At 45.7% G+C, this 21,794-nt stretch carries 15 protein-coding genes; 3 read left to right on the top strand and 12 right to left on the bottom strand.

Annotation, left to right across the window (positions count from 1 at the left end; genetic code table 11):
• The 9 genes from GFS24_RS13295 to GFS24_RS13335 form a co-directional block, all read right to left on the bottom strand.
• Positions 1-666, bottom strand: coding sequence for a GDSL-type esterase/lipase family protein (locus GFS24_RS13295; protein ID WP_153660040.1), 666 nt, complete (start codon positions 664-666; stop codon positions 1-3).
• Positions 666-1,337 (bottom strand): GDSL-type esterase/lipase family protein, encoded by a 672-nt coding sequence (locus GFS24_RS13300; protein WP_153660041.1) that lies wholly within the window; start codon positions 1,335-1,337, stop codon positions 666-668. Before GFS24_RS13300 ends, GFS24_RS13295 begins: the two co-directional genes overlap by 1 nt.
• Positions 1,334-3,178, bottom strand: coding sequence for a sodium:solute symporter family protein (locus GFS24_RS13305; RefSeq protein WP_153660042.1), 1,845 nt, complete (start codon positions 3,176-3,178; stop codon positions 1,334-1,336). Before GFS24_RS13305 ends, GFS24_RS13300 begins: the two co-directional genes overlap by 4 nt.
• A gap of 10 nt (positions 3,179-3,188) precedes the next feature.
• Complete coding sequence (locus GFS24_RS13310; RefSeq protein WP_153660043.1) at positions 3,189-4,469, bottom strand: DUF5009 domain-containing protein; 1,281 nt, start codon at positions 4,467-4,469, stop codon at positions 3,189-3,191.
• Positions 4,470-4,543: 74 nt separating this feature from the next.
• Complete coding sequence (locus GFS24_RS13315; protein WP_153660044.1) at positions 4,544-5,935, bottom strand: family 10 glycosylhydrolase; 1,392 nt, start codon at positions 5,933-5,935, stop codon at positions 4,544-4,546.
• A gap of 11 nt (positions 5,936-5,946) precedes the next feature.
• A complete protein-coding gene (locus GFS24_RS13320; RefSeq protein ID WP_153660045.1) occupies positions 5,947-7,626 on the bottom strand; it encodes a DUF5018 domain-containing protein in 1,680 nt (559 codons plus the stop codon).
• Between the two features lie 33 nt (positions 7,627-7,659).
• On the bottom strand, positions 7,660-9,366 hold the full coding sequence (locus GFS24_RS13325; RefSeq protein ID WP_153660046.1) for a RagB/SusD family nutrient uptake outer membrane protein: 1,707 nt from the start codon (positions 9,364-9,366) through the stop codon (positions 7,660-7,662).
• Between the two features lie 11 nt (positions 9,367-9,377).
• Positions 9,378-12,572 (bottom strand): TonB-dependent receptor, encoded by a 3,195-nt coding sequence (locus tag GFS24_RS13330; protein WP_173003064.1) that lies wholly within the window; start codon positions 12,570-12,572, stop codon positions 9,378-9,380.
• A gap of 27 nt (positions 12,573-12,599) precedes the next feature.
• Entirely contained in the window at positions 12,600-14,447 is a 1,848-nt protein-coding gene (locus GFS24_RS13335) for an FAD-dependent oxidoreductase (protein WP_153660048.1), read from the bottom strand.
• A 355-nt stretch (positions 14,448-14,802) separates the two neighbouring features.
• Here GFS24_RS13335 and GFS24_RS13340 point away from each other — a divergent pair, with 355 nt between their 5' ends.
• From GFS24_RS13340 to GFS24_RS13350, 3 genes are read left to right on the top strand one after another with little or no spacing between them, the layout of a single operon-like run.
• A complete protein-coding gene (locus GFS24_RS13340) occupies positions 14,803-16,029 on the top strand; it encodes an ROK family protein (protein ID WP_153660049.1) in 1,227 nt (408 codons plus the stop codon).
• Between the two features lie 59 nt (positions 16,030-16,088).
• Positions 16,089-16,985, top strand: coding sequence for a PhzF family phenazine biosynthesis protein (locus GFS24_RS13345; protein ID WP_153660050.1), 897 nt, complete (start codon positions 16,089-16,091; stop codon positions 16,983-16,985).
• A gap of 3 nt (positions 16,986-16,988) precedes the next feature.
• Positions 16,989-18,302 carry a GntP family permease gene (locus GFS24_RS13350; RefSeq protein WP_153660051.1) on the top strand — a complete coding sequence of 438 codons (1,314 nt, stop codon included), beginning with the start codon at positions 16,989-16,991 and terminating at the stop codon, positions 18,300-18,302.
• Positions 18,303-18,336: 34 nt separating this feature from the next.
• Here GFS24_RS13350 and GFS24_RS13355 read toward each other — a convergent pair whose 3' ends face one another.
• From GFS24_RS13355 to GFS24_RS13365, 3 genes are read right to left on the bottom strand one after another with little or no spacing between them, the layout of a single operon-like run.
• Positions 18,337-19,371, bottom strand: a complete 1,035-nt coding sequence (locus GFS24_RS13355) for an isoaspartyl peptidase/L-asparaginase family protein (RefSeq protein WP_153660052.1) — start codon at positions 19,369-19,371, stop codon at positions 18,337-18,339.
• Positions 19,372-19,387: 16 nt separating this feature from the next.
• Entirely contained in the window at positions 19,388-20,380 is a 993-nt protein-coding gene (locus tag GFS24_RS13360) for a cyanophycinase (RefSeq protein ID WP_153660053.1), read from the bottom strand.
• A gap of 2 nt (positions 20,381-20,382) precedes the next feature.
• Positions 20,383-21,789, bottom strand: coding sequence for a RagB/SusD family nutrient uptake outer membrane protein (locus GFS24_RS13365; protein WP_153660054.1), 1,407 nt, complete (start codon positions 21,787-21,789; stop codon positions 20,383-20,385).
• Between the last annotated feature and the right edge of the window lie 5 nt (positions 21,790-21,794).

The raw sequence follows: 21,794 nt of genomic DNA on the forward strand, positions 1-21,794 counted from the left end.
CTACAATTGTTTTCTTTTTTTCAACCAATTCACCCAATCCACATAAGCAGCTGGTTCCAGGTGAATACCATCTTTCGTATACTCAGCTTTCAGCTCACCCTTTTCATCTGCAAACAATTCGTGCAGGTTCAGGTAGGTAAGCTTGAATTCTTTTGCAATGAGCACAATGCCTTCATTCAGCGCTTTTACCTTTGCAGCTTTCCCTTTGAGATAATCATAGGCCAGCTTGCCATCGTTCATGGGCAATACGCTTTGAATGATCAGTTTTGTGCGAGGTAAACCCGCAGTAAGTTTTGCAACGATCTGGCGGTAATTGCTCAGGATCACTTCTGTGGGTGCGCTCCTGCCGATATCGTTGATCCCTATCAGCAAAAAAATGCGCCCTGGTTGTTGTTTGATCACACCATCCAGGCGCGCCAGCACACCAAAAGTATTATCCCCTCCGATGCCCCTGTTAGCGATCTTCCTGCCGGGTAACAGTTCAGCCCACTCCCCTCTTTCTGTGATGCTGTTACCCAGGAACAGGATATCCGCTGGTTGGTTATTCAGTTGATTATAAAGGTCCATGCGGCCTTCGTAGTACCAGTTATTATAACTGCTGTCTATCTTCTGCGCAAATCCGAATGCAGGCAGTAAACAGGCAGCTAATAGTAATCGCTTCTTCATTATAAATATTTTTTACTGCGCAGGTAATTCACCCATGCCGGATAAGAACTGATCTTAAGATGCAGGCCGTCCGGTGTTTCGGCCCTTTTCAGCTGGCCTTTTGCATCTGCAAAAGGTTCATGCAGGTTCACGAAAGTGTATCCGTATTGCAACGCCAGGTCTGCATATCCTTTATTTACGATGGCCACATTCGCATTCGTCACTTTCTTAAATGCTTCTATCAGGATGGTATCATTCACTGGCAGGATGCTCTGTACATATACCTTTGTACGCGGAGAGCCTGTTTTGATCATCGAAAGCATCCTTTCACAGTTGCGGATGATCACGGCAGCAGGTACTTCCCGCTTGAGATCATTCACGCCTATTAATAAAAAGATCTTCGCAGGTTTAGCCGCTACGATCACCGGCAGGCGGGCCAGTACACCAAATGAATTATCTCCGCTGATGCCCCTGTTCTGCACAGGCAGCCCTGGTAGTATTTCATTCCATTTACCCGCTTCTGTAATACTGTTGCCCAGGAAAACGATCGCATTCTTTTGCTTCGGCAAGCTGGAGAATAACGCCAGCCGCTCTTTATAATACCCGTTATCATAAGTACTGTCTATCGTTTGCGCCATGGCGGAAAACCCGATAGCCATCAACAGCACCGTACCTTTCAGTTGCTTTATCATTGTTTATATTTTTCGTCTGCTTTACCGAGATGGTTCCACCAGTTCTTTTTCAATATCCAGGTAGTAGCGATGAAGATGATCACCCAGCCCAGCATCTGCCAGTTCTCCCTGATCATAAAGTAGATAGGAATTACCACCTGCGCCATTTGCCATATGATACCCACGATGATATTGAACATATCCCGCTTGAATTCGCCGTTAGGTTTAAAAGAAGGATCTTCTGCCATCACTTCTTTTTTGATAGGCCCCCAGAAACCCCATGGATTGGTCTGTTTATAAAACGCTTTCACCACTTCACGGTTCACCAGCGGAGAAAGATAAGTGCCTACAATACAACCGGCGAAAGAGAAGACCAGGATAATAGGGAATACATAGATGTCCACGATCTCAGGGAAGAAGAACAGTTTGATCGTAGAACCGATCAACCCGAACAACATGCCATAGAAATAACCGTATCCGGTGAATCTCCACCAGAGCCATTTCAGGAAGTTAGAAGCGGCATATCCGCCATACAATGCAGAAGTGATCCAGAGGGTGAGCTTATTCAACGATGCACCCATGAATCCAAATGCAATTCCGATCATCACCAGTACCAGTGAAGAGATCACGCTCATGCGGATGTATTTGGCATCGGTGGCGTTTGTATTAATGTATTTCTTGTAGATGTCATTTACGATGTAAGCAGGCGCAGCATTCACAAAAGCAGAGAAAGTACCCATGAAGGAAGCCAGCAGACCAGCTAATAATAAACCTTTAAAACCAGCCGGCACAAATTTCGCAATGGCCAGTGGCGCTATCTTTTCAAAATCAATATGACCGCCCTGCTGGTTCAGTTCTGTTTGCATATACACCAATGCCAGCACCGCAAAAGCAGCTACCATCAGGTACCGGGGGATGTACATCACCCAGATGGTGGTAAAGCTCATTTTGGCGGCATCTCCAGGAGTGCGGGTAGATAATACGCGCTGCATATCATAACTGGGTACCGGACCTGCGATGGAAGCAAAAATGCCTTTGAATAACATCATCATCATCAGGATACCAAACAGGCCAAATCCATCGGAAGCTATTTTACTATCCACGCCCGGGAAAGGTGTCCCGCTCCAGTTGAGACCAAGGTCCCATCCAAAGGAAAGGTCCTTCCAGCCTGCGGGGATAGCCGCATTGATCTGTTCTGCCGTTACGGAAGTATAAGCAATGTACCCGATCACAAAACAGGAAACCGTCATGATGAAGAACTGCATCACTTCTGTTGCTACCACACTGTACATACCACCTTTAATGGTATAAAGCGTAGTCATGATGCAAAGGATGAGTGCGTAACTCCTTTCAGAGGAAAGATGGAAAGCGCCCAGTTGTACGGAAAGGTCCCAGGGAAGAATAGAAGTAGAGAACTTGCCGATCCCTTCAAAGAAATAAGCAATGAAGCCGATCACACTCACAATGGCAAAGATCACAATGATGATGTGGGATAAACGTGCCCCTTTCCCATCTCCGAAACGGAAGGTGATCCACTGTGCACCCGTCATTACATTAGAACGTCGCATCCAGATGGCGAGGTATACAAACACAAACACCTGGTTCCATACCGGCCATAACCAGGGAATGAAAGCGCTCTTCAATCCATAGATGAAGAGGATGCTCACCGTCCACATCGTACCTGAAATGTCAAACATGCCGGAAGCATTGCTCAGCCCCAGCATATACCATTTCATCTTATTCCCTCCCAGGAAATAAGATTGCAGGTCTTTCGAGGCTTTCCTTGCAATGTAAAATCCCAGGAATAGGATGGCTATTACATAACCGATAATGATCCCAATATCCAATACACTTAACGACATCTATAATTTTTTATGTTTTCCAATACCATTTGCGTTGAACAAAAAAGAGGGTAATGCCTGATACGATACCCGTGAATAAAAGGCCCCGTAACACACCCAGCCAAACATTATGTTCCATCGCGCTAAACCATTCAATAGCTCCGGTGAGCCTTAACAGGGGTAATAATAACAGGTTCCCCGCTACGTAAGCTACCATCGGATTCCTTCCGTTAGCAGCCAGGTAGCTGATCACACGTTTCCCATACCCATAATATTCCAGTATCATAAAACCTAACACAACCAGGAAAGCAAGCCCCCCGGTCACAAAGTAATAACTATAATTAGAGGGATCTTTTTTAATGCCACCCTGCGTACAATCAAAACATAAACCCAGCCATAGTAAATACACGCCAGCCTGCAAATAGTTCTTCCAGGCCTGCACCTTTGCAGCTATTAACAACATACAGGTGCCTATCAATACAGATAAAACGAGATTCAATACTACCTGCCTGCTGAAAAGGCATACCACGTTCACGATCACCAGCAGGAATGCTCCTCCGGCAATCGCCATCCATTTTCGTTTATCCCATGCAGGGATAGCAGGAACAGACAGCATCAGCCATTCCCCGGCAAAAGTGCCGGGGAGGATAATGAACAGGTATTTGAGATAATAGAACTTATACATCCAGGGGAGCGGAGACCAGTTGTAAACAGCCTCTGCCCAGCTGCCGGGCGTATCGGCAGCTAAAAATACGGCCGCGATGAAAGGCAGCACACCCAAGCGCAACAGCGGCTGTTTAGCCGTGAGCCACCAGATGATACCACCAAAGAAAGCCATATTCGCCAATACCAGGATAATGATATCGCTTTTGTAAACATCCACGCCTTTGTAAATAAGAAAAGCAACAGCTGCGGTTAACGCAATGATCTTAGGTATTTTAGACTCCATCCTGATGAACAGGAAACAAAGCAGTACAAATGCACCGATAGCAATAATCGGATCCGGCCGTGTATGTAATGTAAATACAGCAAAAAAGGTCAGTAAGATGAAACGTTGTACCAAACTACCCCAAACCACCTTTTTACTATGCAGCGCTAACGGAATAGCAGCACCCATACTGAAAAGGAAGAAAGGAAACACCAGGTCCACCCAGGTGATACCGGGCAATTCAGGATTGAACTGATGCCCTGGTGGCGGCGTTTGCGCATGATACATCCACTCCGGCAAAATACCGAATGCGATGCTGCTGGACAGGACCATGGCCAGTATAGCAAAACCGCGGAGTGCATCAAGACTATTGCTTCGTTTCATGTGATTTGGATTCATAGTAAGCTGCCGGCTTTCACCGGCAGCTTATGCTTCATTGTCCATTCTGTGATTCGTAACTATTTTTTCAATCCATTCCTGACAGCTTCCCACAACGGTTGTTTCAACCTGTTGTATTGCGGTGCGTAAATATGTACCACGTCAAACAACATTATACCGCCACTGGCTTTTCCTAAAATGTATCTGATCGTTTTAGAGATATCTGCCTGCGATGCCCAATCCACATTCCCCATATCAATACTGCCATACAAAGGCATTTTATTACGGGTGATATACATGCCTCCTATCAGAGAACCTTCCACACTCCACCAATGATATTTCAAACTTGCGGTTGCAGGGTTATCTGCCAGCTTCAGCTGTGTGAAATAGTTACCTGTCATCAACATGTCCAGCTGTTCAGCATAACCGGTTTCTCCGTATTTAGGATAAGCCCAGTCGAACCGCAGCTCCTGATCGTTGAAGGGATCGTAGTCTTTACTCGCCCAGTTTACACCTACCTGGTAATAAGTAGTGTACCATGCACCCACATAAGTACCAAACTTCATATCCGGTTTCGCAGTTTTTACCGCCTGCCTTGCTTTGATAAAGAATTGCTGGATGGTGTGGCAACGGTACATCAACCATTTATTATAATACTTACCGGTAGTGGCTGGTAATGTTTGGCCGGCATTATTTCTCCAGGTAGCCACAATGTCCGTAGGGAACTTCATGTTCTTGGCATCATTATCCTGGTAGTTTGTTTCCAGGTATTTGATGAATTCTGTTTTGGAGAAATCAGAGAAGTCTGCATCAATGTCCGTGTAGCGGCAATAATCCAGGATCAGGCCATCAAAAGTGTATTTGGTAGCGATCTCTTTAATGATATTGAGTGCGCGGGTCTGTACTTCAGGTTGAGCAGGATTCACAAATGCGTTTCTGCCTGTTGAAGTAACAGGTACCCGTTTACCGGTTACATCACATACGATGGCTTCATATTTACTTCTGAAGCTCGCATCGTCATACACTGTTCCGATGCTGCGGGATTCATCTCCTTCTACAAAGGTGACGATGGAAGCATACACTTTAAAGTTACGCTTGCGCGCTTCCTGGATCATGTAACCCACGTAATCTACACCGGCAGTAATGGATTTACCATCCTGCGTGGTCACTTGTTTGGTGTAGGCGCTGGGATACATGGTGTAACCACTGCTGCCTTTCACATCTATCACCAGTCCGTTCACACCTACTTGTTGCAGGGTATCCAGAACAGTTTTGATGTTTGCCGTATCATTGAGGCGGCCGTACGTTCCAAATACATTGGAGCGTGCGTCTACCCAGGCAATTACATCTCCTTTTGGTGTGATAACAGTATCACCACCTCCCGGAGGAGGTGGTGCTGTTTCCGTATTTTTCTTACAGGCTACTGCGGATATCATGATGATCACCAGCAGCGCACTTATAGATCTTTTCATAATTTTGATTATTACTTAGCGTAAGTAGTGAACTCATGTGCCACAATGCCCCCATTGGTGAGCAAAGTGTACACCTGCATCCTTTCTTTATTCTGAGAGAAGGCCACACAGATATCTGCCGTACCGTTACCATTCAGTGTACCGTTCTGCTCAGCAGAAGTGAATACATTGAAAGTGGAGTAATTAGGATCTGTGGAAGAAGTATTTAACCTGGAAGTGTTTGTTACATCAAACAGGCAGGTATGGATCCTGTTCAGGTCGTAAGTGGACACATATTTCACAATAGCGAGATAGTTGGCATTGTTGAAACGGGTGTAAGCAGTAGGCATGTGGAAGATACCAAAGTTACCCACCTCATTGGCAAATGCTACTGATCTTGCATTTGTAGCGCCGTTCACAAATGCTATATCCTGCTGGTAGTTGATGAAGTAATCAGCATTGGCACCTGCGGAAACAGGCTGTGCTTCTGCATAAAAACCAAAGTTGGCAGCACCGTTAGCAAGACCGGGGTAAACGATCGTTTCAGGTGTTTGACTAACTACTACTCCATTCTGTACCCTCCATCTGAAGATAACATTAGATTGCCCGGCAGGTGCCATGATCACTGCATTACCATCCAGGTTACCATAAATGTTCACCCTGCGGCCTACACCACCATCCAGCGGAATAGTAGCGGGATTATTGTTGGTCCAGTCGATCAGTTTTACAGGTGCGCCATCCAGTGCGTTCTTATACTTGTACAACATAAACTTCGCATTCTTAGGTGCCCAGGATGCAGCCAGCAGATTACCTACTGTATCTTCCACCATCTGGAAAGATAATTGTGCACCGAAGGGATTGTACATCTCCTGTACATAAGCAGCCGTGAAACGGTTATACACACTGAATTTGGAAGGGTTTGTCCTTCTTACCAGGATCAGGTGATCACCACTTACAGCAATACCTACTTCATTATTGGCCGTGAAACCAAGATCGGAACCTGATTTAACCCACAGCTGGCGATTGATGCCAATACCATAAGCCAGTTTAATAGGCTCTGCAACTTTCAGGGTATAGGTTTTGGAAACACCATCTGTTCCTGTTATTACAAAAGGAAGTGGTTGCGACAGGTCTACTGCACCATCAATTGCAATGGAAGCCGTAGAATGTTTATTGATCTCGTAAGTGATCTTTGCATTGTTCATGGCTGTGCCGGGTAATAGATAGAACAGCACTTCACCGCTCGGTTGCAGCACACCATCTATCTCCTGCGTTGCACCGGCCCCATCTGTAAATTTCACTTTCACATTAGCTAAGGAAACATTGCCCACCTTCTTTGACATCACCACGTATTTCTTCACCTCGCCAGTACCGGAAACAACGGAAAAAGTGTACGGTTTAGAGAGATCGGTAAATACACCAAATGCTGGTGTGATATAGGCATCAGAAGGAATAGATCCACGGAGGAAGATCTTTGTCAGATCCGTTTCATCATCAGAATATTCCGGGAAAAAATACGGAATATCAAAATAGATGGTATCGTTGCTGTAGCGGGGATTGAATAAACGATCCCGGCCGTTGCCATCTTTGGAGGCATAAATATCGGTGAGGACATTTGCCGGATTACGTTGGATCTCATCCGCTTTACGGCAGGCAGTAAATAAACTGCCGGTGGCTATGGTGAATATAATAAATGAACTGATACGTTTCATAGTTTGCTTTTTTGTGTGAACAGGTGAAAGACCTTACCAACCCTTGATTTGTGACATGGCGCCATTACGTTGGATCTCATCTACCGGAATAGGGATGTAATACAACTTGGTAGTGAACTGGCGATTGGTATTATCTACCGGTACCACTTCATATTTCCAGCCTGCGCCCTGCGGTGTGATCTTATGACCGGTAAATTTCATACCGTTCAATACGATGTGCGCTTTGCGCCAGCGGCGGAGGTCCCAATAACGGTGGCCTTCAAAAGCCAGTTCCACTTTACGCTCATGTTCAATAGCTGTCATGAATTGCGCAGCATCCCCTGCAGTGGTGTTAGGTAATAAACGTTTGTTCCTGAGTGCATTCAGTGCATCGGCAGCACCACCCAGATCATTCAGCTTTGTTCTGGCTTCAGCCGCAATCAGCAATACCTCTGCATAACGCATTTCAATAGAGCTTTGCGTACTCTTGTTCATCACAAAATTGAGATTGGAGGAATCCAGCATCTTCTTGATATAATAGCCGGTAATTGTTCTTTTAGGGTCAGGTGTAAGGGAAAAGTCCATAAAATTATCTACACCGCTGCCTGCCTGTGAATTGATGTTCCTGCTCTTCCAGGGAGCGCCATTGTATAAAATGGTCGTATAAAATCTTGGCTCACGGTCAACGTAAGGGTTCGCCGCCTGTGTGGCATTGCTCCACGAGAATTTGGAACCATCTTTCATTTCGAATTCATTCACCAGTTCTGCTGTAGGTACACCGTATAGCAGCCCCTGACCAGGAATATCACCGGCAGGTGCAAAACCAAGATCAAACTGATGGGTGAATTGTGGTGCGATATAATCCAGCTTGAAGATGGCTTCTTTGGTATCCTTTCTCAGGAACAGGGAAGCAAAGTTGGGCTCCAGCGCATAAACACCCTGGTCTGCCAGTTTGATCACTTCCGTTGCTGCATCTGCTGCATTTTTGTAATAAGCAGGAGCATTGGCAGCCGGCACACCGGTTAAAGGATCATCGTTATATAATTTCTTATCGTATTCAGCAATAGAAGCTGCATACAACCATGTACGTGCCAGCATGCCATAAGCAGCGCCCTTTGTAGCGCGGCCGGAACGGGCGGCAGGTTGTGTAACAGGTAATTTTTCTGCGGCATAAGCAAAATCTGCTGCAATGTATTTCCAGCATTCGTCTTCACTGGAACGTGCATTGTTCTTATCGGAATATCCTTCCAGTGCAGGCATCAATACTACACTGCCATGTAACTTCACAAGCCAGAAATATACATACCCACGGATGAAACGCGCTTCTGCTTCATACTGTTCTTTTTCTGCTTCACTTACTTTTGCATATTTGGCTAAACCGTACAGGAACTCATTGAGCCTGCGGATACGGCCATAACCAGTATTCCAATAGTTCAGCTGAGGACCGGCAGCATCTACACGGCTGGCATCCATGGCCAGGATGTTCACCGTTCCGTTCCCGGACGTAGTGGAAGTATATTTCATCACATCAGTGAGCGCATCTGTAGCATTACTATACCCAATAGGGAACTGACCGAACTGGAATGTATTAAACTCGGAGTACATACCGCTGATGTACAACTCCATATTCGCCGGATTCTTGTAGATGGCCTCTTCTGTGTATTTAGTGGTAGGTGGTATATCGATCTTACAGCCATGTGCCAGTACCACAATACCTGCCAGTAAGAACGATCTTTTTATTGTTGAAAATATTATACTCATCGCTGTACTTTTTAGAATGAAAGGTTTACACCTGCTGATAAAATGCGTTGTTGCGGATAGAAACCATTATTAACGTTCGGCATTTCCGGATCCAGGTATTTCAACTTGTCGAATGTGAACAGGTTAAAGCCGGAAACATATACCCGGAACTGCTGGATCTTCGCTTGTTTCATCCAGCTTGCCGGAATGGTATATCCCAGCTGCATGGATTTCACACGCAGGTAACCACCATCACGTACCCAGCCTGAATTGATATGTGCATTATGTGCTGTAAGCGCTGCTTTGTATGAAGTTAAACGCGGGAATTCTGCATTTGGATTATCAGGCGTCCAGGCACCTTCCACAAGGAAGTAAGGAGAGTTGCCATATCCATAGAAACTTTTTGTGAAAGGTGTATTATCATCAACACCACTTGTTCCGCTGGAACCTTCGTAGGTACCTGCCAGATTCACACTGCTGAGTGCAGCGCCTTGTAACAAGGCAGTAAGATCAAAACCGCCGTATTTCAGGTAGATGTTCAAACCATACATGATCTCCGGCAGATTGCTGCGGCCAATCACCACGAAATCATCTGTACGGGTAATGCGGCCATCGCCATTGATATCTTTATATCTGAAGAAACCAGGGGCCACCACACCAGCACTGGGCGAAGGAGCATTCGCTGCTTCTTCCCATGTCTGATACATACCATCTGCTTCAAATCCAAATTTAGTACCCAGTGGTCTGCCAACCTGGCGCATCCACTCTGGTGTATTAGGCACTTCATCCTTACGGATGATCTTATTCCTTGCCCAGTTAAAGTTACCGGTAAGGCCATATTCCAGTTTACCTATTTTGTTATTATAACGGATCTGCAAGTCAACACCACGGTTATCCATGATACCGGAGTTTACGTTGGCAGGATAATATCCACCGATAGTGGATGGAAATAAACCACCCTGCGATGCCAGGATATTTGTGGTTAACTTATAGAAATATTCAAGATCAAACCCAAGTTTACCATCCAGGAAAATAGACTCAAAACCTACGTTGGTTACTTTTGCTGTTTCCCAGGTGAGTATAGGATTAGGAGGCGCACTAGTATAAATAGCAGCTGTTGGTTTTCCACCTAATACGATCACCGGATCTGTGGTCAACTGATAAGTTTGTAAATATTCAAAAGACCCCGCCCTTTCATTTCCTAAACGGCCGACAGAGGCTTTCAGTTTCAGGAAATCTACCACACTTTTCGCCTTTTCAAAGAATGGTTCCTTGCTCACGATCCAGCCCACGGCTGCCGCAGGAAAATAATCCCAGCGGTAATCCGGATGGAAGTTGATGGATGCATCATAACGGGTAGCAAGTTCTACCAGGTATTTCCCTTTATAAGCATAATTGATCCTGGCAACATACCCCGCGCGTGAATCCAGATTGCTGCTACCGGTTGGTGCAATTACATCCAATGCACCCTGCCCGCCGTAATTGATCTCATGAATATCCGTTAACGGAAAATTACTGGCACCTGCAGAGAACAAGTTGTTCCTGCCCTGACCAAATTCATACAAGGCCAGCGCACTTACTTCATGGTCGCCAAATGTTTGGTTATACGTGATGCTTGGCTGGAATGTTTTTCTGAAACTCTGCACGTAAGACTGGCGCAAGGTAGTTCTTGTGATCCCCGGCAAAGAGTTTATCGGAGTAAAGTCACCCGTGGTTTGATCCCTGTTGCGCCCCATCAATGTATAAGGGGTGAGCCAGCTTTTATTTTCCGTGCTGGTTTTATCATAAGCTGCCAGCACCTTTGCTTCCAGACCTTTCACCCAGGGTATTTTAGCCCGGAAGGTGATATTACCCTGGAATATATTGGATTGCCCGTTCTGATAACCAGATTGTTGTACAGATGCAATGGGATTCACCCATCCTGCATTACTGTTATAACCAACCGGTAAACCATTTGGCGCATATTCCGGCATGTTGGGAAGCATCCGCACCGCCTGGTAGAATGGATTCAGGTAAGCATCATTATCCGGAGAGAGACCAGGTGTGCGTGTATTTGTCTGACGAACACCCAGGTCCATCGACACAGAGAAGATATCACTCAATTCTGCATCAATATTGGAACGAACATTATAACGTTTGAAACCGGTGTTTTCCACCACGCCGTTCTGGTCCAGGAAACCTGCACTGGTGAAATATTTCACCTTATCTGTACCACCTCTTACTGTAATATTGTGCTGATGTGAAATAGCTTCATTGCCCACCAGTTTTCCTACCCAGTCCGTATTACCTAATAAAGGATTCGTATTGGTACCATTACGCACTGCATCAATTTGTTCCTGTGAATACACAAAAGGAACAGGACCAGCACCAATGTTCTCCTGGTAATCGCTATCCATCTCTATACCCTTATTATACCAGGTCATGTAGTCCGGGCCATTCAGGAATTTAGGGAAACGCGTATTGGAAGTTACCTGTATACCACCATCATAACTGATCTGCGGTTTTCCGGATTTACCACGTTTAGTAGTAACGAGGATAATACCGTTGGCAGCCTGCAAACCATATACCGCTGTAGATACCGCATCTTTCAAAAGTGTAATGGACTCTACTTCATTCGGGTCCAGCGAGCTAAAAGAACTACGTGGCACTCCATCGATGATCACCAATGGACTTTGATTACCGTTATAAGTAGCTACACCACGGATGCGCAAAGTAGCTTCATCATTACCCGGGCGGCCGGACTGCTGCAATGCAGTAAGACCAGGTAAACGACCTGCCAATGCATTCGAAAGGTTCATGGTAGGCGCTTGTTTCAACTGATCGCCACTGATCTGCACAGCAGAACCAATTACATTTTGTCTTTTTTGCCTGCCATAACCTACTACGATCACTTCATTCAAACCACTGGCAGATTCTGCGAGTGTAATCTTAAGATCACCAGCAGCTGCAGTGGAAATTTCTTTTGTCTGATAGCCGATAAAGCTAAATACTAACGTGGCAGATGCCGTTTTCAACGGTAAAGAGAATTTACCTGTAACATCTGTTTTGGTGCCGAGAGAAGTACCTTTGATCTGCACAGTAACACCCGGTAAAAAGCCTCCTTTTTCATCCGTCACCGTTCCGCTAACATTGCCCGTCTGCGCGTAGGTGTGGATGGATGGCGCTATCAGGATAGCGAGGCATAGCAGCCATCTGACCATTCTTCTTTTGGTAGATAAAACCTCCATAAAAATCATTGATTAGGTGAGTAGGAATTAATTTAGTTGTCCGCTAAAGTCCACGCCCTTTTGGAATGGCTTCAAATAATAGTCTATTAATACAGCTGTAGTGCTTCTGTTTAGTTCCAGTGTGGCTGCAGGTTTGCCGGCGATAGCCAGTTTGCTCCAATCTGCTTCCACCTGTTGCAGTGTTACCTTCGTACCTGCTTTCTCCAATAATTCCAGCAGGAACTGCAGTGTTAAAGGATCGCCGGATGCGCCCCAGTAATTGAGCAGGGAAGGATAATAGGGGCGAAGGCCCTCTGCGAGTTCATAACGGGAAATGATCTTCTCCGGGTAGAACCATGTTTGATTCGCCCATTGAAAAGGCACACCTGTTCCTTTAAGGATACCGGTAGCGCCTATACGTTGGATAGCTGCAAAATGTGCGCTTTCTGCAGGCACATCAATAAAGGGCATGATGTAAGCCTTTGCATCCAGCAAGGCCTGCTGTACTGCTCTGATATTTACTTCACGTGGCTGGATGTTCTTTTGCAGGGAAAGCGCCGCCAGTGCTCCTGCTGCCTGGCCAATACCCAATACCACAGGCTGTAAACGGGTAGCGCCGTTCACGATATTGGTAACGCTGATGCTTTTTTCTGCTACGATCAATCCATCTACTCCTTTCGGTATAAGGCTTCCTAACGGAACATTGTAAGAAGGCACACGGATCTTTACGAAATCGATCTTAGGTGCCGCCTGGTTTTTATCGTGGTGATGATCTATTGTGTAATCGCCTACAGCCACGCCCGTACGATACAACGTTTTATCATAAGGCCGGGATACTTCATTCACTGTTAACACAGCCTCTCCTTTTACACGGCGGGATTCGCGGTGATAAGGGATCATCGGTAATTTATCAGTGGTGGGAAATTCATCGTCCGCAATACCAAGGTGTTTGTAACCGAGCGCAGTCTGCAGGTAATAGATAAAGCGCAAACTATGCAGCTTGGCGGCTTTCAGGGCTTGTTCCCTTTCGGTAGGTGTATTCTCAATAATATTGAGATAAAAATCGTTGCCGGATTTCGGCCAGTTGATCATGTATTTATTATTCGGCAAACGGCCGTACTGCATCATGTGGTTGCAGTTATTATCAGGAGAATCAAAAGAAGCAGGATCAGAAACATCGCAGCTCTTTGCAAACTCCGCCGCATTATATCCTTCCGGTTTGGTGATGGTTTTGTTGGCGCCTTTTCCGTAATCTTTCAGCACTACCACATACGTAAGGTCCTGGATAATATCGTTGGCTTTTTCAGGCGCCTGTAATTCTCCTGTTTCCTCCCGGCTATCCATCCCGATATCATACTTTGCACCGGCAGCCGCCATCACGTCTCCCAGTTCAGTGGCATCTATCACCAGTTTTGCTTCAATGGTGCTGGTCTTTTTTCCCTGTAAGATGGTTACTTCCCAACGGTCGTTCACCTTGCGGATGGATTGCCATTTTGTTTGGTAAACAACTTTTAATTTGGGCTCCGCAGTTACCATCTTCTTTAATATATCATTCCCCACATGCGGTTCAAACAAACAATTACTCACCCAACCGGTGAATACTTCTTTTGGACCACCATAATATGTATACAGATGAGAACGGAACTCGCCCCATAAACCAGAAGGCATCCTGTGATTGCCATCAATAGCAGATACCCCTGCGGAAGTAAGCATGCCGCCCAGCCAGGTAGTTTCTTCTATGATCAGTGTATTTGTACCCAAACGTGCAGCCTGAATACCTGCCATGGTGCCACTTGCACCACCGCCGATCACAAGCAGATCAGTTTTCGTTTGTGCGTTCGCAGTAGTGCAAACGAAACCGAATACCAGTATTAATAACTGAGTACAATTGCGCATCCTTCTAGTCAATTTGTGTTGTTAAAGTCCCTCTGTTCTGGTTGGTGTCTAAATATTTAAAATGATTCCTCTAAATAAGAATAAATTTTATTAAAAGACAAGTACTTTTTAATATTATTTTATAACTATAGTATTATTAACCTCTAAAATGAGGAAAGTAAGGCTTAAAAGGAAAAATAGTATCACCGATTCCAGGGTCATAGGAGAAAAAGAAGGAATTATCCCTAAAAAGCCCAGATTATCAAGATTTGTTTTTAATTTTTTTTAAAAAGAATATCTTTGCGTAGATTGTACATTTATAAGATGTGGCAAATGCTGTAAAACTTTTTAAATAAACCTATCCCCACACACTCACATGAGTCAAACATTCTTTGAAGAATTAAATAATGAAACCCTGGGCGGTGTTGCGTATAAGAACCTGAGCCTGAAGAAGAAGATGATCGCCTATTTTGCCAATATTAATAATGCGACCATTGCAGACCTGGCCAAGGAATTGAATGCCAGCACACCTAAAGTAACAAACCTGTTAAACGAACTGCTCCAGGAAGGCCTGGTGCACGACTACGGAAAAGTGGATAGCACAGGTGGCAGAAGACCTAACTTATATGGTATGGCGCCGGACGCCGGTTTCTTTATTGGCGTGGAAGTAAAACGTTATCATATTAACCTGGGCCTGCTGGATTTCAAAAAGAACCTCGTGAAGTTTGTGGAGAAGATCCCTTACGATCTGCAAAACACCGCCGCTTCCTTAGACGACCTTTGCAAGATCATAGTAAAGTTCATTGATGAACTACCCGTTGGCCGGGAAAAGATCCTGGGCGCCGGCGTGAACCTCTCCGGCCGTATTAATTATGCTACCGGTTACAGCTACAGCTTTTTTCATTTCGACGAAGAACCGCTGAGCAAGGTGATAGAAGCCCGCATTGGTATCAGGACTTTCCTCGAGAATGATTCCCGCGCCATGGCCTATGGGGAATTCAGCAGTGGTACTGTGAACAACGAAAAGAACGTACTGTTCGTGAACCTGGACCATGGTATTGGTTTGGGGATCCTCATCAACGGGCAGTTATATTATGGTAAATCCGGTTTTGCCGGGGAGTTTGGGCACATCCCTTTCTTTAATAATGAACTCATCTGCCATTGCGGTAAAAAAGGATGCCTGGAAACAGAAGCCTCCGGAGCCGCACTGGTCCGCAAATTCCAGGAGAAACTAAAGGAAGGTTTTTCTACCGTGGTGATGCGCAAACACAAACAACCGGAACAGATCACTTTAACAGACATCATCCAGGCCGCCAATAACGACGATATGCTGGCCATTGAACTCGTAGCGGAGATCGGCGAAAAGTTAGGCAAAGGCATTGCCATGCTCATCAATCTCTTTAACCCGGAACTGGTGATCCTCGGCGGCAGCCTCTCCACCACAGGAGATTACATCCGCCTGCCGATCAAGAGCGCCATCAATAAATTCTCCCTCAGCCTGGTGAATAATGATACCCACCTGATCCTTTCCCGCCTCGGCGAAAAAGCAGGGATCATTGGCGCCTGCCTGCTGGTGAGAAATAAATTGTTATCGCTGGCATAAATAATTTGGCCGGTTAGAGCAGGGCGTGTACATTTAATTCCCAATTTAACTGGCTATCTATGACAACGGAACAAAGGACCATGCAGTATTATGTGCTGGACGTATTCACCCATGAAAGGTTTAAAGGCAACCAGCTGGCCGTAGTGGTGATCAACAAAGACCTTGATCTCAAACTCTATCATGATATCTCCCGCGAATTTAATTATTCAGAGACCTCATTCATTCACTATTCCAAAGAAGAAAAAGCATTAAAGGTCCGCTCCTTCACCGCCAGCGGCATTGAGATAAATGGTGCAGGGCATAATCTCCTCGGCGCTATCTGCCTCGCAGAGCTGAAGGACATGAACATTTTCCGCCACCAGGAAAAGCCTTTTGTGATCATGAAAAAGGAACGCATCCCTATTTCAATTGAAAACAACGGTAACGATCTTCCCTATATAGGCATGTTACAAAAACCAGCTACCACCGGCAACACGGTTCCCATAGAAGATATGGCAGCAGCACTTTCTCTCCAGCCGGAAGATCTCGCTGTGCGCGACTGGCAGCCTACGGTTGTTAAAACGGAAGTGGGGCATCTGATGGTACCCATTAAAAATATGGAAGCCCTCAACCGGGCTGTATCTGTAAAAAACAGCCTGAAGAACCTCGCCACCGGTTATGGTTTTGAAGGTTGTTATTGCTTCACTATAACGGACAAGGATACCCCACAGATCGCGCAGGCACGTTTCTTCAATCCCAGCATCGGTATTGATGAAGATGCTGCTACCGGCAGCGCTGCCGGGCCTCTTGGCGGATTCCTCTTTCATAAGGGATACATCCATCAGAACACAGACTACAGCATCCTGCAAGGCGTTAAAATGAATCAGCCCTCTGTGCTGCGTTTCCGCGTAACTCCTGAAGGCATCTGGCTCAGTGGTACATCTATCATTGTGATGGAGGGAATATTGTATATTTAAGGTATGACGCCTTCCTTCTTACAAGTACTGCTGTCGCTCGCAGCAGGTATCGGATTGATCGTACTATTAACGGTAAAGTTCCGTGTACATGCTTTCTTCGCCTTATTCCTCGCCTGTTTTGTGGTGGGATTAGGTGTGCAGTTATCTGTTGCTGAAATTGTAACAGCCATGAAAGAAGGCTTCGGGCACATCCTGAAGAACCTTGGTTTTGTGATCATGCTGGGTACCATGCTGGGCGTGGTATTGGAGCATACCGGCAGTACACGCGTAATGGCAGCATTCATCTTAAAGTTAGTAGGAGAAAAGAATGCAGCTGCCGCGATGGGCATCACCGGTTTCATTGTTGGCCTTCCCATCTTTTGTGATTCAGGATATATTGTATTAAGTGGATTGAATAAGTCTGTAGCGAGAAGAAGTGGCATCTCCATTCTCGTGATGTCTGTTTCACTGGCATCCGGATTGTACGCGGTGCATTGTTTAATTCCTCCGCATCCCGGCGCTACAGCTGCTGCGGGCATCATAGGAGCAGATATCGGAAAGCTCATCCTGATGGGTATCCTGGTGGCCATTCCTGCTGCTGTTGTGGGTTGCTGGTGGGCTTCTTACATGGGTAAAAAGATCCCCGTAACAGATGTGGAAGAAGAAGAAGAAACACAGACACTCCCAAATATTCCTGTTTGGAAAGCATTCCTCCCCATTATCATTCCTATTATTTTAATTGGTATCGGTGCATTCAGTGATCTGCAAAAAGGCGCCACCATCCTGCATGTTCTTGGAGATCCGGTAATAGCATTGTTCATTGGTGTGATCCTGGCTTTCTTTACCAGCACCAGCTGGCACCGGGATGCTGTGAGTAATCTCATGCAGGAAGCCGCCGAAAAAGCTGGCAGTATATTAGTGATAATTGGTGCCGGCGGGGCTTTTGGCGCAGTACTCGCTACCACTAAACTCGGCGATCATTTTAATAACTCTTTGTCACTGGGTAACCTGGGTATCATCTTCCCCTTCTTACTGGCGTTCTTATTAAAAACAGCACAGGGCTCTTCTACGGTGGCTATCATCACAGCTGCTTCTATCATTCATCCTTTATTACCTGCACTGGGGCTGGATAGTGATATGGGCAAACTGCTCTGCATGCTGGCTTTGGGAGGCGGGTCTATGATGATCTCTCATGCCAATGATGCTTACTTCTGGGTGATCAGCAAATTCTCCGGACTGGAAATGAAACCCATGCTGAAGGTATATTCCGTAGCTACTTTATTGATGGGTCTAACAACATTAGTGATCGTATATATCTTATCGTTAGTGTTACTATAAAAAAAGGCCGCTTGATGAAGCGGCCTTTTTAGAACTATTCTTTGTAGATCAAGATCTCAATCTTACCATCTTTCGTAACAGCGCCCCGATACATCCCTTCTGTATTGAAAGGCATGGCCATGTTGCCATCTTTATCCAGCGCAATCAATCCACCATCACCACCCAGGTCACCTACTTTTTTGATCACTGTTTTACCAGCTACCTGTACGCTCAATCCCTTGTATTCCATGAGTGCGGAAAGATCATGTGCCACTACACTGCGGATATAGAATTCACCCCATCCTGTGCAGGATATAGCTACCGTTTTATTGTTAGCATAAGTACCTGCGCCAATGATAGGTGCATCACCCACACGGCCGTATTTTTTATTGGTCATGCCACCGGTAGAAGTCCCTGCGGCCAGGTTGCCATGTTTATCCAACGCCACACAGCCGACTGTACCGAACTTATTATCCCGGTTGATCGTACCTGCTTTTTGTGGCGTCAGAAAACTATGGTCCAGCTTTGCTTTAATAGAATCTTCCTTCAATGCATTTTGTAATCCCTGCCAGCGTTCTTCTGTTCTGAAATAAGAAGTGTCTACTATTTCAACACCTACTTCTGCAGCAAACTGTTCTGCTCCACTGCCTACCATCATCACATGTTCAGACTTTTCCATCACTGCCCTTGCAAGGCTGATAGGATTTTTGATGGTACGCACTCCTGCTACCGCACCGGCTGACAATGTTTTACCATCCATGATAGCGGCATCCAGTTCATTGCGGCCGTCATGTGTAAATACCGCACCTTTACCCGCATTGAACAAAGGATTATCTTCCAGTATATGGATAGTGGCTTCCACCGCATCCAGACTGGTACCGCCTGATTGCAGAACGGAATAACCTTTCTTCAGCGCTTCTTCCAGACCAGCTTTGTAGCGGGCTTCCTTTTCAGGTGTCATGTTCTTTTTGAGAATGGTACCGGCGCCACCATGGATCACCAATACATAGTTCCCGATGTTCCGTTGTTGTGCATTTTTGCAGGCTCCCATCAGAAGTGGAAGCAGCAAAAAGAGAAGTAGTTTTCTCATAAAACAGGAATAGATTTTATTGTAACTTTTCTTTTAACAGTCCGTTTTCTACCCACCAAAAGTACCACTTTCCTCCTTTCGCTTTGTTAGCAGAAAAATCCGCTACAGAGAAGTGACCATTTCCTTGTGGAGCACCTTGTAACTCATACACTTTCACTGCCTTTTCATTGGCTTTCCATTGTACTGGTTTACCGGGGGCACATAATTCAGGTGGTTCTTTAGTCAGGAGGAAATACGCTTTACCTTCTCCATACACCTGTGCCTGTCCGTTCTCATCAATGCAAACCGCTGTTCTTTCGTCCGGTGCAATACCTTTCGGGAAGATCTTCCAGTCTGTGATGATGCGTGCCATAAAGGCCATATGCCTTCCCTGGCGTTTCCTGGCTACATAGTGCTGATCGCTGATCACGTTCGTTAAGAAAGGCGGACGCAGCAGGTCGTTGTTATATAATGTTACTAATGTATCATATGGATTCATCAATGCAGCTGCGGTAGCGCTGCCGGTTTCTCCGCTGTAATAAAGTCCTGTGAGGATAGCACAGCCTGCGCTGGTTCCGCCTACCGGTACTTTCTTTACATTCAGCAGGTAATTGATGGCATCGGCCGTTTTGGTGCCGCGCCAGAAGTTCATGTAGTTGGATTGATCTCCGCCTGCAATGAAAAGCATCTCTGCATTCCTGAGCACTCTTTCCACTTCAGGGTTATTGGCCACCTCGCGGGAGTTGATCAATAATGTTTCCACAGAAGCTACTTTACCTAAACTATCAATGGTGCTGTTATATAAATAATTACTGGATGCGCGGATCACTACTACATTGCCACCACCGCTCTTTTTGATCATCCATTGAAAAGCACCGGGCACATCTCCGCCACCGCCTACCAGGGCTACGCCGCCACTGGTTTTTGTTTTAACGTCTGTTGTATCTCCGGTGAATCCTAACGATGCCACCCTTTGTGCCTGTGCATATACTGATATGCATAACAGGCACCCGATCATATATCTTTTCATACTTAGTATCCCGGATTTGGTTTCATATTTGGATTAGCCCTTAACTCACTGTTAGGAATAGGGTACACATACTGTGCATCTGTAGGTTTCAGTAATACCGCTCCTAATGCATTCACCGCATCTTCCGGGTTGCGGGAGATGTACAGGTTGCGCCTGCGCAGGTCAAAGTGACGATGCCCTTCAAAAGCGAGTTCCTTAAAACGTTCCGTCATGATGTTATCGATCATGATATCCTTATCCACGATGTTTACTGGTACATAACCTGTAATACGGGCCGCACGTAATTCATTCAGATCATCTCCTGCTTTAGGAAGATTATTCTTTTCTGCATACGCTTCTGCACGGATCAGGTACATCTCTCCTGTTCTGAGTAATTTAACGTCCGTAAGATTAGAGCCATCTCCTTTGATGTATTTCACCACTACGTTCGGCACTTTACCAGTTCCCTGGCGGCCCGGCTCGATCATGATATAAGAACCGAAACGAACATCATTTACTTTATCGAACAGGTTGGTGAGTTTGTAAGAAGCAGCGTAGTAGATCCTTGATCCTGCAGGATCATCCAGGAATCCTTGTTGTGTATATAAGTTACCAATGATCTCATCTCCTTCTACCCTTTTCAGTTTCCAGATCACTTCTGCATTGGAACCATCTTTCCAGATCTGCGGGAAAGCAGTTTTAGAAGCTAATGGCATAGCATTAATGGCCTCCGTGGCATAAGTGATGGCATTATCCCAGTTCTTTTCGTACAGGGCAACACGTGCCTGCAAAGCAGAAACAGCAGGTAATGTAATACGGATCCTGTCATCAAACCCTGCCGGTATGAGGGCCTTGGCAGCAGTAAGATCTGTATTGATCCTTGCCATGGTTTGTGCAAAGGTGAGGCGCGCGGGTTTGCCGTTCATGGAACTATCCATATAAGGCACACCTAAAGAATCCGCTTCATATTTGGCAGCAAAGTTCCGGATCAGTTCCAGGTGGCAATAGGCACGCATAGCCAGTAATTCACCCCTGTACTGTTTGATAGCTTCTTCCTCTGAAGGTTTCACCGGAATTTTCCAGGAAGCACTCAAAGCCCTGTTCAAACGATCTATGGCAACATAGTTATCTTTAAAAGCAGGGTGCAGAAAACTACCGTCGTACTGCCAGCGGTGTGTGGCAAAACCGGAACCAGTGCTGTTTTCTGAAGGCAGCATGTTCTCATCCGTGATGATGGAAGTATAATACATGCTGGAACGAAAATCGAGTGTGGAGTAAGCCCCCAGCAATCCTTTGTTGATATCGTCCACTTTCTGGTATGCGCCATCCGGATCAATGAAATCGGATGGGCGCAGATCTATCTGCTTATTGCAGGCAGAAGCGGCAAAGGCTATGAAAATGATATATAGAGAATATTTTCTGATGCGCATAATGA

Origin of the sequence: Chitinophaga sp. SYP-B3965, assembly GCF_009647655.1 — a bacterium.
Taxonomy (GTDB): domain Bacteria; phylum Bacteroidota; class Bacteroidia; order Chitinophagales; family Chitinophagaceae; genus Chitinophaga.

Coding starts and splice junctions, on each gene's coding strand:
- GFS24_RS13295 (WP_153660040.1), bottom strand. CDS start 666: ATGAAGAAGCGATTACTATTAGCTGCCTGTTTACTGCCTGCATTCGGA.
- GFS24_RS13300 (WP_153660041.1), bottom strand. CDS start 1,337: ATGATAAAGCAACTGAAAGGTACGGTGCTGTTGATGGCTATCGGGTTT.
- GFS24_RS13305 (WP_153660042.1), bottom strand. CDS start 3,178: ATGTCGTTAAGTGTATTGGATATTGGGATCATTATCGGTTATGTAATA.
- GFS24_RS13310 (WP_153660043.1), bottom strand. CDS start 4,469: ATGAAACGAAGCAATAGTCTTGATGCACTCCGCGGTTTTGCTATACTG.
- GFS24_RS13315 (WP_153660044.1), bottom strand. CDS start 5,935: ATGAAAAGATCTATAAGTGCGCTGCTGGTGATCATCATGATATCCGCA.
- GFS24_RS13320 (WP_153660045.1), bottom strand. CDS start 7,626: ATGAAACGTATCAGTTCATTTATTATATTCACCATAGCCACCGGCAGT.
- GFS24_RS13325 (WP_153660046.1), bottom strand. CDS start 9,366: ATGAGTATAATATTTTCAACAATAAAAAGATCGTTCTTACTGGCAGGT.
- GFS24_RS13330 (WP_173003064.1), bottom strand. CDS start 12,572: ATGGAGGTTTTATCTACCAAAAGAAGAATGGTCAGATGGCTGCTATGC.
- GFS24_RS13335 (WP_153660048.1), bottom strand. CDS start 14,447: ATGCGCAATTGTACTCAGTTATTAATACTGGTATTCGGTTTCGTTTGC.
- GFS24_RS13340 (WP_153660049.1), top strand. CDS start 14,803: ATGAGTCAAACATTCTTTGAAGAATTAAATAATGAAACCCTGGGCGGT.
- GFS24_RS13345 (WP_153660050.1), top strand. CDS start 16,089: ATGACAACGGAACAAAGGACCATGCAGTATTATGTGCTGGACGTATTC.
- GFS24_RS13350 (WP_153660051.1), top strand. CDS start 16,989: ATGACGCCTTCCTTCTTACAAGTACTGCTGTCGCTCGCAGCAGGTATC.
- GFS24_RS13355 (WP_153660052.1), bottom strand. CDS start 19,371: ATGAGAAAACTACTTCTCTTTTTGCTGCTTCCACTTCTGATGGGAGCC.
- GFS24_RS13360 (WP_153660053.1), bottom strand. CDS start 20,380: ATGAAAAGATATATGATCGGGTGCCTGTTATGCATATCAGTATATGCA.
- GFS24_RS13365 (WP_153660054.1), bottom strand. CDS start 21,789: ATGCGCATCAGAAAATATTCTCTATATATCATTTTCATAGCCTTTGCC.